Below are 14214 nucleotides of genomic sequence, written 5' to 3'. Positions count from 1 at the left end.
GGCGGCCAGTGAATGCCGCTGCGGATGACCTGCTGACGATGTTACCGCCCTCCTCGGCGAGAGGCGGCGGAAGCGTCTTGACAGGGAAATTGTTAGCGCTCACAGTTGTTGGAGCGAAACGTACCTTCACCCGAAAGCCGAGCACATGAAGAACTGGGCAGGAAATCTCAACTACTCATCAGCGGACGCCTTGCGCCCGGAGTCGGTGGCTGAGCTCGCCCAGGTGGTGGCGCGTTCCAGCCGGGTCAAGGCCCTGGGATCGCGGCACTCCTTCAACCGCATCGGGGACACCGACGGCGTGCACGTGCTGCTGGATGCCCTGCCGCAGCACATCGAACTGGACGCGGACCGGCAGAGCGTCCGCGTCAGCGGCGGAGTGAGCTACGGCGCCCTGTGCCGTACGCTGCAGCAGTCCGGCCTGGCCATCCACAATCTGGCGTCGCTCCCCCACATTTCCGTGGCCGGGGCAGTCCAGACGGGCACCCATGGGTCCGGTGTGAACAACCCCTCCCTGGCCGGGGCGGTGGAGGGCTTTGACCTGGTGCGGGCCTCCGGCGAGCAGGTATCGCTGTCCCGCGCGGACGGCGAGGAGTTCCTGGGCAGCGTGGTGGGCCTGGGCGCTCTGGGCATCGTCACCGGCCTCCAGCTTGCCGTCCGGCCGAGCTTCAGCATGCGCCAGCGTGTGTTGGAAAACCTGCCGTGGGACCGGGCGCTGGCGGATTTCACGCAGCTGGTGTCCAGCGCCTACAGCGTGAGTCTTTTCACCGATTACGTGGGCGATAGCATCAGCCAGGTCTGGCTCAAGGCGCTGGACTCTGAGCCTCCGCTCAGTGAACTGTTCGGCGCCACGGCAGCCACCGGCCCGCGGCACCCGCTGCCGGTGATGTCGGCCGAGAACTGCACAGTCCAGATGGATAAGCCCGGGCCATGGCTGGACCGGCTGCCGCACTTCCGCCACGAGTTCACGCCCAGCAACGGTGAGGAACTGCAGAGCGAATTCATCCTGCCGCTGGAGCAGGCACCTGCTGCGATCCAGGCAGTGCGGAGCCTGGCGGACAAACTTGCGCCCCTGCTGTTTGTCTCCGAAATCCGGACCGGCGCCGCGGACGAATTCTGGCTCAGCCCCTTCTACCGGCAGCAGAGCGTCGCGCTGCACTTCACCTGGAAGCCGCTGCAGCCGCACGTGGAAGCCGTTCTTCCGCAGCTCGAGGACCTGCTGCGGCCGTTCGGGGCCAGGCCGCACTGGGGCAAGCTTTTCACGCCAGGCGGTCACGACTGGGAGTCCCTCTACCCCCGCTTGGCGGACTTCCGTTCGATGGCATCGGCGCACGATCCGGACGGAAAATTCCGCAACGGGCTGCTGGACAGCATCCTCGGCGTCCCGGCGGTGAGCTCCCGCTAGGAGGCGGACGACGGCGGGACCTCCCGCCGTCGTCCGTTCGCATTGGGTGCCGCTCGCCTACAGCGCCGACCAGCCGCCGCCGGAGACTAGGATAGCGCCGTTGAAGTTGGTGCCGTCACTGAGCAGGAAGGTGATGGAGGCGGCGAGCTGCGCAGCGGTGGCGGGCGTGGGGACTGTGGCCTGCATCAGCGGACCGGGGCGTTCGGCCGCGAACTGGGAGCTGAGAGCCTCAAAAGAGTCCATGGACCGCTGCGGGCACAGGCCCGCGAAAGAAGCATCGTCGCGGAAGGAACCGCAGGCCGCGGACGAACCCACACGATTCCGAGAAAATTAGAGCACTTCCCTCGTCGTGGTCGTTCAGACGGTGAGGCGCGTCGTATCCCTAGAGTTAAAAGGCACTACTACTACTGAGACGTCAAGAAACCTCCGGATGCCTCGATCCACCCTTGAAATGGCTCACCAACGACCTTGGCAACACGTCCTATTCGTGCCCGAACGGGGCGAACTCGGATTTTACGGTCGTCGCTGGCTCCAAAGCTTGCGGACTCACTTATCGTGTCGTCGGTGTCCACGGCTCTGAATGGGGCGAGGCCTGGATGTCAAAGTCCACAAAGTCCACAATGTGTTATGTTGTTGGTATGAATAATGAAGTTGAGCGTAAGCCGTTCTTGAACGTGCGCGAGACCGCCAAGTTGCTCAACGTGCATGAGAATACCGTCAGGAACTGGGTGAGGGGAGGCACGTTGGTGTCAGCCCGTCTCCCCGGATCTTCGCAGCATCGTTTCGCCCTCGAAGAAGTCGAGCGCCTTCTCAAGAAGCGCGGCGAAAACGCCTCATCAGTAGCTCCCGCCCTTCGGACCGACGGACCTGAACTTATCAGTGCCACTGAGCTGGACAGCTGGGCAGCGCGTGACGATGCCAAGGGGGCCTTCCCGGAACTGATCCGTCGGCTTCTGGCAGTGACACCCGGCATCACGAACGTCGATATGCGCTCACACGAAGGCGGTGCGGCGCCCGGGTGGGATGGCACGGCCACATCCGCCGGAAGCACGTATCTCCCGTCCGGCGAGCTGCGGTTCGAGTTCGGAACCGAGGCCAACTCGAAGGGCAAGGCACAGAGCGACTTCGACAAGCGCGTGCTGTCACTCCCCAATGACGCTGGGTCGGTCTTCGTGTTCGCGACGCCCCGCAACTGGGCAGGAGCGAAGGGATGGGCATCTGACCGTTCGGCCGAAACGAAGTTCGCCGACGTTAAGGCCATCGATGCGCACCTCCTAGAAGGTTGGCTTCAGGCGTCTCCTTCCGTGCACTATTGGATCTCCGAACGCCTCGGATACCGGCCTCGCGACGCGCAGACAATCGAACGGCGGTGGAACTCGTTCCAGGGGCGCACCACGATTCCTCTGCCGCCGAGCTTCTTCGCCGCCGGGCGTTCAGGCGCGACGGATGAACTGCGTGCCGCCCTGACGGGCGCAGCGCAGACCGATTCGATTGTGACGCTGATTGCTCATTGGCAGGACGACGCCTTGGCGCTCATTTTCTCTGCATTGGAGACGCATGAGGAGCTTCTCTACCGCACCATCGTGGTTACTGACGGAGCAGCGTGGCAACGGTTGGTCGAGTCTACCGTTCCCCTCATTCTTGTTCCGCAGTTTGAGGGCGAGCCCGACCTCGCGGCGGCGGTAAAGGGTGGACACCGTGTCGTCCTGATCGCCGAGCCCGACGACGTCGTTCGCGGTGGGAAGGGAATCGAGCTTCGAAAGATCGACCGCGTTGCCGCCCGCGATGCCTTGAAGGCAACGGTTCCCGACTCGGACAAGGCGGAAGCGATGGTAGCTCTCGCGCGTCGCAGCATGGCTGCGCTCATCCGTTCTATCGCACTCGAGCCACGATTCCGCAAGCCGGACTGGGTCGCCATGCCTGAGCATGCTGGCATTCTCGCGCCCCTTGTTTTGGCCGGATCGTGGTCAGAGCATGAAGGTGATCTCCTCGCTTTGGAGAAGTTGACTGGGCGATCACGGGAGGATATCGAGCGACTCCTTAGGAGCCTCGCCAGCCGTAGCGATGCCCCTTTTGTCCGCTCGGGAGGTACATGGAGGCTGACATCTCCGGCAGAGGCGGCATTGCTGCTTCTGCCTACGCTGACGGCCAGCGACTTGGCGCGTTGGGGTGAGGTGGTGGTGGATGTGCTGCTCGAAGCTGACCCCTACCAAGGCATGGACACCGTTACCCGATTGACAGCGAGTGCTCAGGGCACGACACCGCTCTATTCGGAGACACTGAAGAAGGGGGTCGCGGACGGCCTGGCGCTTTCGGCTGCGAGCGATGTCGAACTTCCGTCGGGTCTCCATATGCAAAGCCGAGTCGATAAAATCGTCCACAGGTTGCTTGCCACTGCAAACGCCGACGCATCCGGCGAGACCTGGGCACGGCTCGCGGGCTCTCTGCCAGCCCTGGCAGAAGCATCTCCTGAGGTCTTTCTGGACGCAGTCGAGCTTGACCTTGAGCAACCGAGCCCTGTCCTCCGCACGATGTTTAAGGATCAGGCGCAGGACGTCATGTTCGGTCCGTCATCGCCTCACCCGAGTCTTTTGTGGGCAATCGAAACACTTTGCTGGTCGCCCAACTATTTTGGTCGCTCAGCGATGCTCCTCGGTCAGCTGTCCTCGATCGACCCAGGTGGACGGCTCAGCAACCGCCCGATCGAGAGCCTTCAGGCGGTGGTCACGGGCTGGCTTCCTCAAAGCGGGGCCACCATCGACGACAAACTCGCGGTAGTCGAACGGATCCTTCAGCGCGAACCTGGCGTTGGCTGGAAGCTCATTATGGGAGTGTGGCCCGACAACTACGCGACTGCCTTTCCCCCTCACTCCCCTACGCATCGCGACTGGAGTCCAGCGAGGCAATCAGTGACCTACGCGGACTGGGGTCGCTTCGTCCACACGCTTGTTGCCATGGCTGTGGCCGTCGCCGGCACAGTCACGGAACGGTGGCTGGAACTGCTTCCGAAGATCGATAAGCTTCCTACCGATGAGCGGCGGGTAGTTATCAAGAAGCTTCGTGAAGCCGTCGACGCCCACACTTGGACGGAGGAAGAGCAGTATGCGATGTGGGAGGCGTTGACCGGCGAGGCAGACAATCACGAAGAGTATGCCGACGCCGAGTGGGCCATGCCCGCCGACGATGTGGCCCTGCTTCGCTCTGTCGCCGATGACATAAAACCTGCCCAGGATGCCCGCCGATTCTCGAATCTCTTTGACTGGCGGCCACGCATTCCCAACTTCAAGTGGGGAGAAGAGGGGTACGACGTCGAACTTGCTCGTTTACGAAACGAAGCCCTCGAAGAGGTCCTCGCGCTCGGTGCGGACGCGTTGGCCGCGCTGACAGTTGAGGTGAAAACTCCGCACGACATTGGTCGCATGCTCTCGACAAGGAGCGACGCACCGGAAGACGCGATCCTCGGTTGGCTCAGCTCTCAGGAACAAAACCTGCGACAAGCCGCTTTGACCTTAGCCAGCGACAAGATCAACATCGAAGGCTTTTCTTGGCTCAATGCTGCGCTTGCCAGCCCTGCGTTAGGGGAAGCGTCATCACAGGAAACACTCATGGCAGCCGTGCCGTTCGCGAAGCGATATTGGACCGAGATCGCCACTCTCGGAAAGGATCTCGAAGCAGCATATTGGGAGCGCGCGCAACATCGTTACGCCACCGCCGATGAGCGAGCAGAAGCCATTAGTCTGCTCGTCGAGCACGATCGCCCATGGGGAGCCGTGGGGCTCCTTAGTGACATGCTTCGTGACAGCAAGGAACCGGGCGTCCGCCTCGTCAAGCTGGTCCTTAACGCGCTCCGTAATGCGCCTGGCCCCATCCACGACACCACCATGAGTGGCTACTACGTCGGCAATGTCCTGAAATACATGGAGCAGCACTTTCACGACGACAAGGACCTTCCAGGGTATGAGTTCATGTTCTTTGAACTGCTGCATGATCACCAGCCCTCTGCGGCGCTCTACCGGGCGCTGGGAACGGATCCAAGCGACTTCATAAGCATGATCAAAGCCCTCTACCGTGGCGATGACGAACCCAAACGGTCGCCCACTGCTCAGGAGAAAGCGTTCGCTCATCGGTCCTACAGCGTTCTTCGCAACTGGCATACCCTTCCAGGCGTCGCCGAAGACGGCACTATCGATGGCGCTCACCTGAACGATTGGGTGCGAGGCGCCCGTCTTGCCCTCTCCGACAGCAGGCGGGCTGCAATCGGCGACGAACAGATCGGACAAGTCCTCGCATCGAGCCCCGTCGGCACCGATGGCGTCTGGCCCGCGGAACCGGTCCGAGAGATAATCGAGAACATCGGCAACGCACGCCTCGACGCTGGGCTGCATATCGGTAAGACGAATAAACGTGGGATTACAACCCGAGGTGTCTTTGCTGGGGGTGATCAGGAGCGCGAAATCGAGAAGAAGTACCGTGAGATGGCGACGAAGATTTCCACTCGATGGCCGCGAAGTGCCCGCGTGCTTCGCGGCATCGCAGACAGCTATCAACACGACGCTCGTCGCCATGACTCCGAAGCCGAGAGAATGAGTGACGACGGCTAAACGTGGAGCGATCAACCTGCTGGTCTTCTCGCGCAACGTGACTCGGCTTCCAGCAATGGGTTCATGCGTCTGCTGCCCGGAGCCGAAACGACGTGCGCACCGAGGCGCATGCGTGAAATGGTTCGCGGATGATTCTCGTGGCGAGCGTTCCAGCGCATGGTATGGAGATCAGTCGGCGGGCGGGTCGTTCGTAGAACTTCTACGAACGTGGCAATCGTGCTCCAGCTCGACAGGACCAGTCGCAGCATCCGTGCAAGCACGAAAGGCTTTGGCGCTCTCAATCCCCGCAACCCGGTAGCCGTCGTGGTGGATCTCCCGAGACGCAGAACGCCCACCCAAAACCGTTCCTCCTTTGCATTCAGGTAAGAACCGCCAGTCACTCAACGTGGTCGTCCGGCACGCGTGTGCCGACAACCTTTCAACGCAGCTTGTGTCGGGAGGTCCGGTTGCAAGGGTTCGTGCGAATGTATCGGTATGACTTTTCTCCTCGAAGCAGGGCTGACAGCATCATTGTGGGATCTGTTTGCCGGTGCCGGGCCGGTGCAGACTGCCATGAAAGCCCTGCATCATCAACTCCCAAACGACGACGCGGATCCTCGAGTTCGGAAGTTTCGGGAACGGGTCGAGCGTCATGGAAGTCAAGCCTGGTTGCCCCGCCGAGCGCCGGGCTCTGACTTGGCATTGGTGGCACCGGATGATGAAGACGGGATCGCAGATGTCTTGGCGTTTGTCGAGGTGAAGGCTAATGCGGCCACCAATTGGCCACTAAGGTCCACCGCGTTCGCACTTCCACCCCTGTCCGGTCCGGTGGCTGCCGCCATCTCTGATGAATACTTCGGGGATCTTCCCAAGGCGGGAGTTCGGATGTGCCAAAGCGACCTCTACCGTTCACGCAAGTGGTGGTCGGAGAAAGATGGTATACGTCTTTGCGACCCTGACGATGTACTTTGGTTGCTCTTTGATACCCGGGGAAGGCCCCCAGAGGAAGCGTTCGAGGGAGCAACACACCCGGGCGCCTGGCACACGATTGATTTGAAGCTCTTTGCCGCTCACCTTCGGGAATTGCGGCCGGTTATGCCACTTTCCGCGGCGCATCACGACACGATTGCCGTCGTACTCTGGCACATTGATCAAGCTGCGGGCAAAAAGTGGGAGGTTACAACCACGATCTCTCCTGAGCCTCCTCGTCGACCGTCCGTTGATGAGATAGGCGACAAGTATTCAGACTAAGAATTCGGTTGTCCAACTGTGGCAAATCGAATTTACGGTCGTCAGGATCATCTGAAACGAACACACCGTGGGAGTTGTACGTTTATCAATCCCAGGTGGTTCTCGACCAACACTCCGGTCGCCCGTGGCAAGATAAAACAGCACACAATATAAAGGAGCGTGCGGTGTACATTGAACGGCTACAAGTTGAGACCGAAGGCTTCCTCTCTGGCTTGAACTTGAAATTTAATGAAGGTCTTAACGTGATCATTGGCGCACGAGGGACGGGGAAAACGTCAATTGTGGAGCTCATTCGGTTTTGTCTCGGCGCAGGCTCATTCACAGAAGACGCAGGACTGAGAGGCAACCAGCAAGCTGTTGCCATCTTGGAGGGCGGTGCCGTGACACTGACCATTAAGGACGGCGACGCCAACTACCTGATCACGCGATCTGCTTCCGGACATACTTCTACTACAGGAGTATTGAGTGATGTCGCTTGTACAGTCCTCGCCCAGAACGAGATCGAGGCAGTCGGAGCGCAGGCGTCCGGGCGCCTACACCTTATAGACCGGTTCCGTACTGATCGGGAATTTACTTTTCAGAAAATGGAACATGTCCGGGCTAAATTGACTAGTCTTACCGTGGAACTCGCTGCCCTGCAAACAGACATCCGTGCACTAGGGGAGGAAGTTGCGGGCATTTCGGCCGTTACGTCCGAATTGACTGACGCAAAGCTTCACCAGCAGCAGTTGCTCGAGGCTTCGCGAACTTCGAAAGAGCAGCAGGACCTACTCAAGTCCCTCCAGTCCTCCGGTCAATCGCTCGCTGCCCAAGAGTCAGTGTTGGCTCAAGACAGCGCGCAGTCTGCCAAATTCGCACTCGATCTGGACCGCTTACGGGCCAACGTTCCTTCGCTCCTGCAGCGATGGCCCGAGTATGCAGGGGCGGATGCACTAGCTGAGTACCGCCCGGCGCTCAGCGACATTGCTTCGCTACTTGAAGCCGTTGCACAAAAAATTTCATCTATCGCCGTAGGCATCGCCAAGGCATCTGCTCAGACGTCGATATCGAAAGGCACCGTCGATCAAGAAAGTCGCAAGATACGGCAAATTTTGGAGTCGGCACAAGCAGGCATCGGCCAGACAACCCGCTTGGTCGCAGAACTTGAGGAACGCAGCGGGCAACTCCAGGCGGTCCAGGGTTTGCTGGAAGAGCGTCTCGAACGGCTCCGATCTGTCACACGCGAGCGAGATTCACTTTACGAGGAACTGGATGAATTCAGGGAGCAAATACACAGCGAGAGAACCGCGATAGCGGACAAGCTGAATCAAAGTCTGTCACCGGTGGTCAGAGTCCGTGTGACTAAGTCAGAAAACATCGAGCAGTATAGGGCGGCGATTATCGCTGCACTGCGAGGCAGCGGCCTCCACTACAACTCGATTGCTCCCAAGCTTGCTCGGGAGGTCTCACCCCAGGAACTGGTTAGCTGGGTGGAAACCAAGAACACAGCCGCGCTCAGTACAGCCCTAGGCATTACTCCGGAACGCGCCGGCGCCATAATCCTTGGCCTGCAGAATCAAGGTGCCGCCGAGGTGATCACGGCTGTGATAGACGACGGCGTGGGGCTCGATCTGCTTGACGGGCTCGAGTATAAGTCGAGCGATCGACTCTCAATTGGGCAACGCTGCACCGCAGTCCTGCCGGTTCTACTTGGCCATCATGGAGACCCCTTGGTGCTGGACCAACCAGAGGATCATCTGGACAACGCGTTCATTGCGTCCACGCTGGTGACAGCCCTACGCCGTCGGGAAGTTGGCGATCAGTTCATTCTCACTTCTCATAACGCGAACATTCCAGTCTTGGGCGGGGCCGATTGGGTAATTGTGATGGATTCCGATGGTGAGAAGGGGTTCGTTTCTCACCAAGGCTCTTTGGCGGAGAGCGAAATTGTATCAGCTGTGTCGCGCATCATGGAGGGTGGCGTAGTGGCGTTCGCTGCGAGGGCGGCGTTCTACGACCGTGAAGGGACCGTTGAAGTTGGGGGTCGTTGATCCGTTTTTCCTCCTGTTATCAGGAAAGTCTCTTGAGCGCCTAAGGGGCGCCCGAATGCTTGCCGAAGCGGATACCCAGCCCTCTCTGTCCCGGTTGAGGCGCATTAGGGACAGCGAACCTGACTCTTGGGTAAGAGTTGCTCTCGAACGGGCGATTGCAAAATGGGAGCATGCCAACGGCGGCCTCGATGTCGGTGAGGCATGGATTTCGGTCCCCAGCGAGGAGTTGGAGGACGCCAAAGCTGAGGCAATTCAATCCGTAACCCAAGTAATCTTGCATGAGATTCGGCCGCTTGTGAGCGATATAAGAAGTGCGGTTAAATTATCACTGGGGGCGTCTTTTGAGGATTCCCTAGCGTTCAAAAGAATTGAACGCCTTAAAAGTTTCCTCACAACTATTCACCGCTTAAATGAAGCAGCGGCGGCTCCTCGTTACATTGAATTTGATTTAGTAAGTTTAGTCCTGGAAGAAATCCATGCTGGCGGCTTCACAAAGAAACAGGCCGTTGCCTCACGGGCCGACCCTGTCTCGACCAAAGGTGACCCAGGACTTTTGCGATTGGCACTTCAGAATGCCATCCGCAATGCTGTCGAAGCGAGCGAAGAGTCACAAAATCAAGTTGTGATCAATTGCGGCGTGAATGATACTCACGCCTGGGTGGCTGTTCTAGACGAGGGCGTTGGCCTACCGGAGGCAACCGAACGCGTCTGGGAACCAGGAGTCAGCAAGAAATCCAGAGACTTACACTTCGGATGGGGACTGACAATAGCCCAACGTGCAATCCACTCCCTGGGCGGCACGATCCGGCTTACGCCGCGAAAACGAGGTGGGACGTCGTGCGAGATTCGCTGGCCGTTACCAGCTGGAGAAGAGGGAACTTATGAAGATTCTGCTGATTGAAGACGAAGACAGAGGTGCTCGCCAAGCATTAGAACTTTTCGAACGAGCTGCCCCGAGCTCATCTGTGCAGATTGCCACGTCTCGAGACGATGCACTGGACGCGATGGACGGTGAAGGGTTTGACCTGATCGTTTGCGATCTCCGCATCCCTCCGTCCAACTCAAGCGCCGACGTGGACGAGCGCCACGGGCTTGCAGTCCATGCGGCGGCTCGGGACTCATGCCCAGGAACGCCTATCGTCTTCCTTACAGCTTTTGCCACTAAGCGCAACACTCGTACTCAACTGTCGAGCGGTGGTACGAAACAAATCTACGGTTTGAAGGATTACCCGATGGTGCAGCTGGTTGAGAAAGGCGATATGGACGAGTTTGAAGATCTCGTGAGTACACTCGCCCAAGCGTTGAAAACAGTCGAGAGCTCCTCCGAGCTCTTGGCCGGAGATGCATCCGATGAAATGTTCTTGCGCGCCGTAAAGACATATGCACACCAAATCAATATGTCCAATGCTGTCATCCATACTATTGCTGGCGGCTTATCGGGCGCACCGCTCGGGCGAGTGGAACTTTCGTCGCCGCAGGGCGGCAAGGCAAACATCTTTATGAAAGTTGTGGCCTTTCAAGATGCAGTAAATGAACGCACGAACTTCGAAGAATTTGTCCCTAACCGTCTTCAGACCGGATTTTTCGCACCGGCGCTTTCCCCCATTACCGCAGGACTACGAGGTCAAGCAGCGCTTCTCTCTAGCCTCGCCGATGGATGCGTTTCACTATTCCACCTGCTAACGCAGAACCCTGCCGTGGCTGCTGAAGCCGTGAAGGCATTGAAGGAGGCGACACGGCCATGGATCCATGCCAGCGAGCCAGCTTTGATGTCCTTGGCAGACCTCCGAAGACGTCGCATCACGGATGAGAAGCTGGCGGAAGCGCTGACCTTCAGTGGTCGTGCCCTAGTGTGCAACGAGTCCCGCACCGTTGAAATGAAGACAAGTGTTTGTCACGGGGATCTCCATGGCGAGAACATTCTCGTAACTGCCGAGGGGAGGCCTATTCTCATAGACTTCGGAGATCTAGGCTTGAATGTCGCTCCCCTGGACCCTGTTACGTTAGAGCTCAGCATCATATTTCATAAGGCCGGGCCCGCGCGGTCAACAGACTGGTTCGCCAACGCAAAGTGGGAATCCTGGGCGGATTTGGACATTTTCGTTGAGGGGTCGCCATTTGAACTATTCATTCGCGAGTGCAGAGCGTGGTCAATGGAACAGGACTGCGCGAACGCAGTATTTGCTTCTGCATACGCTCACGCCATGCGTCAGTTCAAATATCCCGACGTCGACAAAGGCATTACCCAGGCGATCGCACAGTCTGCCTATGCTGCGATGTCAACGAGCGCGCCTCTATAAACCTCCGCCACAGGCGCGGCGCACTGCGCCTCGTACAGCCGCGCAAACGCCCCGCCCGCGGCCAGCAGCGAAGCATGCGTCCCCTGCTCCACGATCTGCACAGCCTCCATCACCAAGATGAGGTCGGCGTCACGGATGGTGGACAGGCGGTGCGCGATCACGAAGCTCGTACGGTCGGACCTCAAGGCCCGCATCGCCTTCTGCACTAGCACCTCGGTCCGGGTGTCCACTGAAGAAGTCGCCTCTTCCAGGATCAGCACCGAAGGCCGGGCCAGGAACGCCGGCGCAATTGTCAGCAGCAGCTGCTCCCGCTGGCGGATACGTTGGACCCTTCATCCTCCAGCAACGTGTCCGAACCCTCCGGCAAGGAGTACACCGACCGGTCAACGTACGTCGCCCGCGCCGCCTCCAGGATCTCTTCCTCGGTAGCAGTAGGCCAGCCGCTACTCGTTGTTGTCCCGAATGATCCCGCCGAACAGCCACGTATCCTGCAACCAGCCGCGAGGGCAGCTCACGCTTGGAGACTGAGGTGACGTCCACGCCGTCGAGCGTTATCCGCCCTGTTAACGCCAACCGAAAATAGGGCCATTAGTGCCAATTGAAAACGGGGCCACGGGGTTGTGGTTCTATTGTGCCGTACTGGCGGCGGGTTGGTGTTTCTTGAGCCGGTAGCTGTTGCCTTTGAGGCTGATGACCTCGGCGTGGTGGACGATCCGGTCGATCATGGCCGAGGCGATGGTCAGGTCTCCGAAGACGTCGCCCCAGCGGGCGAACGGGAGGTTCGACGTCAGAATCATGGACGCGTGTTCGTAGCGGCTCGAGACGAGCTGGAAGAACAGGTTCGCCGCGTCCTGATCGAACGGGATATAGCCGACTTCGTCGACCACCAGGAGACTGTAGCGGCGGAGTTTGACCAGTTCCTGGGCGAGTTTCCCGCGGGAGTGGGCCTCCTGGAGCCGGGCGACCCAGCCAGTGGCGGAGTCGAAGAGGACCCGGTGCCCGGCCTTGGCTGCCTTGATGCCGATGCCGACCGCGAGGTGGGTTTTGCCGGTGCCGGGTGGCCCGAGGAGGACCACGTTTTTGGCTTCGGAGAGGAACACCCCGGTGCCCAGGTGCGCGATGAGGTTCCGGTCCGCGGAGGGCTGGTGATCGAAGTTGAACTCCTTGAGGTCCTTGTGGGCCGGGAACCGTGCGGCCTTGATCCGTGTCGCCGCTCCCGAAGCTTCACGTTCGGAGACTTCCCGGGAGAGGACCGCGGCCAGGTACTCCTCATGGGACCAGCCGGCGTCCCGGGCCTGGTCCCCGAGCCGGCGGAACCCATCGCTGATCCGCGGTGCGCGCAGGGCCCGGGCGTAGTACTCGATCTGTGACGGAGTCCCGGTCATGAGGCCACCTCCAGGACCAGATCCGGCTGCGGGCCGAGGTCGATGCCGAAGATCTCGTCGTAGGCGGCCAGATCCCGCACCTGGACCGCTTCTTCGGGTTCGGGGCGGTGGACTCTTTGGGTCCGGAAGTCCCGGCGCATCACCGCAGCGCGGGCCACATGGACCGGATCGGTCACTACAAGATGCCGGGCCCAAGCACGGACGTGCGTGGCAATGATGACACCCTCGTGCGTGACCCACACGGTGTCCAGATCAGCGACGATATCCACGATCCGCCCAATGAATGAAGGGTCCACGGAATAGTCGTTGGAGAACACCCGCACGTAGTAATCCCGCGGCAGGCGCACCGCGTTCCGGAACACCGACTCCGGGCTCACCGGCGGCAGTTCCCGCATCCTTTCCCGGTCCAGGACGATCAGCTCGTCCGGGCGGCCGTGGCGGGACCGCGAATACCGGTGATTGGCCTTGGGTAGCCAGTCCTCCAGCTGGCCGTTGAAGTCCGCTGGTGAGCGGAAGTCCCGGCCCGGCATGAAGCGTTGCCGGAAGAACCTGTTCATCCGCTCGACCATGCCCTTGGACTCCGGGTCCCGCGGCGGAAGCAGCTTGATCTCCAACCCCAGGGAGCCTGCGAACGCGGCCACGGGCTCCGTGGGCCGGCGCCTGCCGATGCCGGACTCGTTGTCCCACAAGAGCCGCGAGGGGACCGCCTGCGCGTCCTGCAGCAGCGTCCACATTCCGCCCAAAAGATCCGGCGTCGTCCGCGACGGCAGCATCCGTGCCTGGATGAATCCCGAGAACGCCGAGGTCATCACCAGCACCGGCGGCGTGTCGGACTGGCCCGCACCGACCGGCAGCGGCTCGTGCGGGAACCAAAGATCGCACTGGACCTGGAACCCCGGCTCGTGGACCAAACGGTCGGCCGGGTCCGGCGGGGCGTATTCCGGCCGGATCGCGGCGACCTTGGCCCGGAACAACGACGCGGAACCTGACCAGCCCACCCGCTCCGCCAGCGTCGCGGCCGGCATCGTCGGCGTCTTCACCAAAAGCTCCCGCACCCTGGGAGCAAACGCATCAAAACTCGATACCCCGGATGCCCGCTGATACTTCGGTGCCCGGTCCGACTCCAGCGCCCGGTCCACCGTTCCGCGGGAAACCCCCACGATCCTGCCGATCTCCCGCTTCGAGTGCTTGCCTGTCGAGAACAGGTGGCGTATCTCCGCCCAATCATCCAAATTGATCACCTTCCATAATGGTCGGTGGCCCTAT

8 protein-coding genes and 2 pseudogenes are annotated in these 14214 nt (G+C 60.3%); 6 read left to right on the top strand and 4 right to left on the bottom strand.

The genetic code is table 11. The features are described from left to right. The first annotated feature begins 145 nt into the window (after window positions 1-145). A complete protein-coding gene (locus MUN23_RS11400) occupies window positions 146-1402 on the top strand; it encodes a D-arabinono-1,4-lactone oxidase (protein WP_248763908.1) in 1257 nt (418 codons plus the stop codon). Between the two features lie 57 nt (window positions 1403-1459). Here the strand turns inward: MUN23_RS11400 and MUN23_RS11395 are convergent. Next, a pseudogene (locus MUN23_RS11395) lies at window positions 1460-1585 on the bottom strand (short-chain dehydrogenase); the annotation flags it as partial. A gap of 263 nt (window positions 1586-1848) precedes the next feature. On the opposite strand from MUN23_RS11395, the gene MUN23_RS11390 reads away from it, so the two are divergent. The 5 genes from MUN23_RS11390 to MUN23_RS11370 all read left to right on the top strand — a co-directional run bounded on the left by MUN23_RS11390 (window position 1849) and on the right by MUN23_RS11370 (window position 11563). Continuing rightward, window positions 1849-6003 (top strand): helix-turn-helix domain-containing protein, encoded by a 4155-nt coding sequence (locus tag MUN23_RS11390; RefSeq protein WP_248763906.1) that lies wholly within the window; start codon window positions 1849-1851, stop codon window positions 6001-6003. Window positions 6004-6477: 474 nt separating this feature from the next. Continuing rightward, entirely contained in the window at window positions 6478-7233 is a 756-nt protein-coding gene (locus MUN23_RS11385) for a hypothetical protein (protein WP_248763905.1), read from the top strand. Window positions 7234-7397: 164 nt separating this feature from the next. Next, on the top strand, window positions 7398-9263 hold the full coding sequence (locus tag MUN23_RS11380; protein ID WP_248763904.1) for an AAA family ATPase: 1866 nt from the start codon (window positions 7398-7400) through the stop codon (window positions 9261-9263). Between the two features lie 55 nt (window positions 9264-9318). Next, window positions 9319-10164 (top strand): HAMP domain-containing sensor histidine kinase, encoded by an 846-nt coding sequence (locus MUN23_RS11375; RefSeq protein ID WP_248763903.1) that lies wholly within the window; start codon window positions 9319-9321, stop codon window positions 10162-10164. Beyond that, window positions 10145-11563, top strand: coding sequence for a phosphotransferase (locus MUN23_RS11370; RefSeq protein ID WP_248763902.1), 1419 nt, complete (start codon window positions 10145-10147; stop codon window positions 11561-11563). The genes MUN23_RS11375 and MUN23_RS11370 overlap by 20 nt, the downstream gene beginning before the upstream one ends. On the opposite strand, the pseudogene MUN23_RS11365 reads toward MUN23_RS11370, so the two are convergent. From MUN23_RS11365 to istA, 3 genes and pseudogenes are all read right to left on the bottom strand, one after another. Then, a pseudogene (locus MUN23_RS11365) lies at window positions 11530-12124 on the bottom strand (hypothetical protein); the annotation flags it as partial. The gene MUN23_RS11370 and the pseudogene MUN23_RS11365 sit on opposite strands and share 34 nt — an antisense overlap. Window positions 12125-12189: 65 nt before the next feature. Beyond that, on the bottom strand, window positions 12190-12948 hold the full coding sequence (istB, locus tag MUN23_RS11360) for an IS21-like element helper ATPase IstB (RefSeq protein WP_248760326.1): 759 nt from the start codon (window positions 12946-12948) through the stop codon (window positions 12190-12192). Then, window positions 12945-14189, bottom strand: coding sequence for an IS21 family transposase (gene istA, locus MUN23_RS11355; protein ID WP_248761487.1), 1245 nt, complete (start codon window positions 14187-14189; stop codon window positions 12945-12947). The genes istB and istA overlap by 4 nt, the downstream gene beginning before the upstream one ends. Window positions 14190-14214: the final 25 nt, after the last annotated feature.

The organism is Pseudarthrobacter sp. SSS035 (assembly GCF_023273875.1).
GTDB lineage: Bacteria > Actinomycetota > Actinomycetes > Actinomycetales > Micrococcaceae > Arthrobacter.
This window is presented reverse-complemented; position numbering and strand designations above follow the sequence as displayed.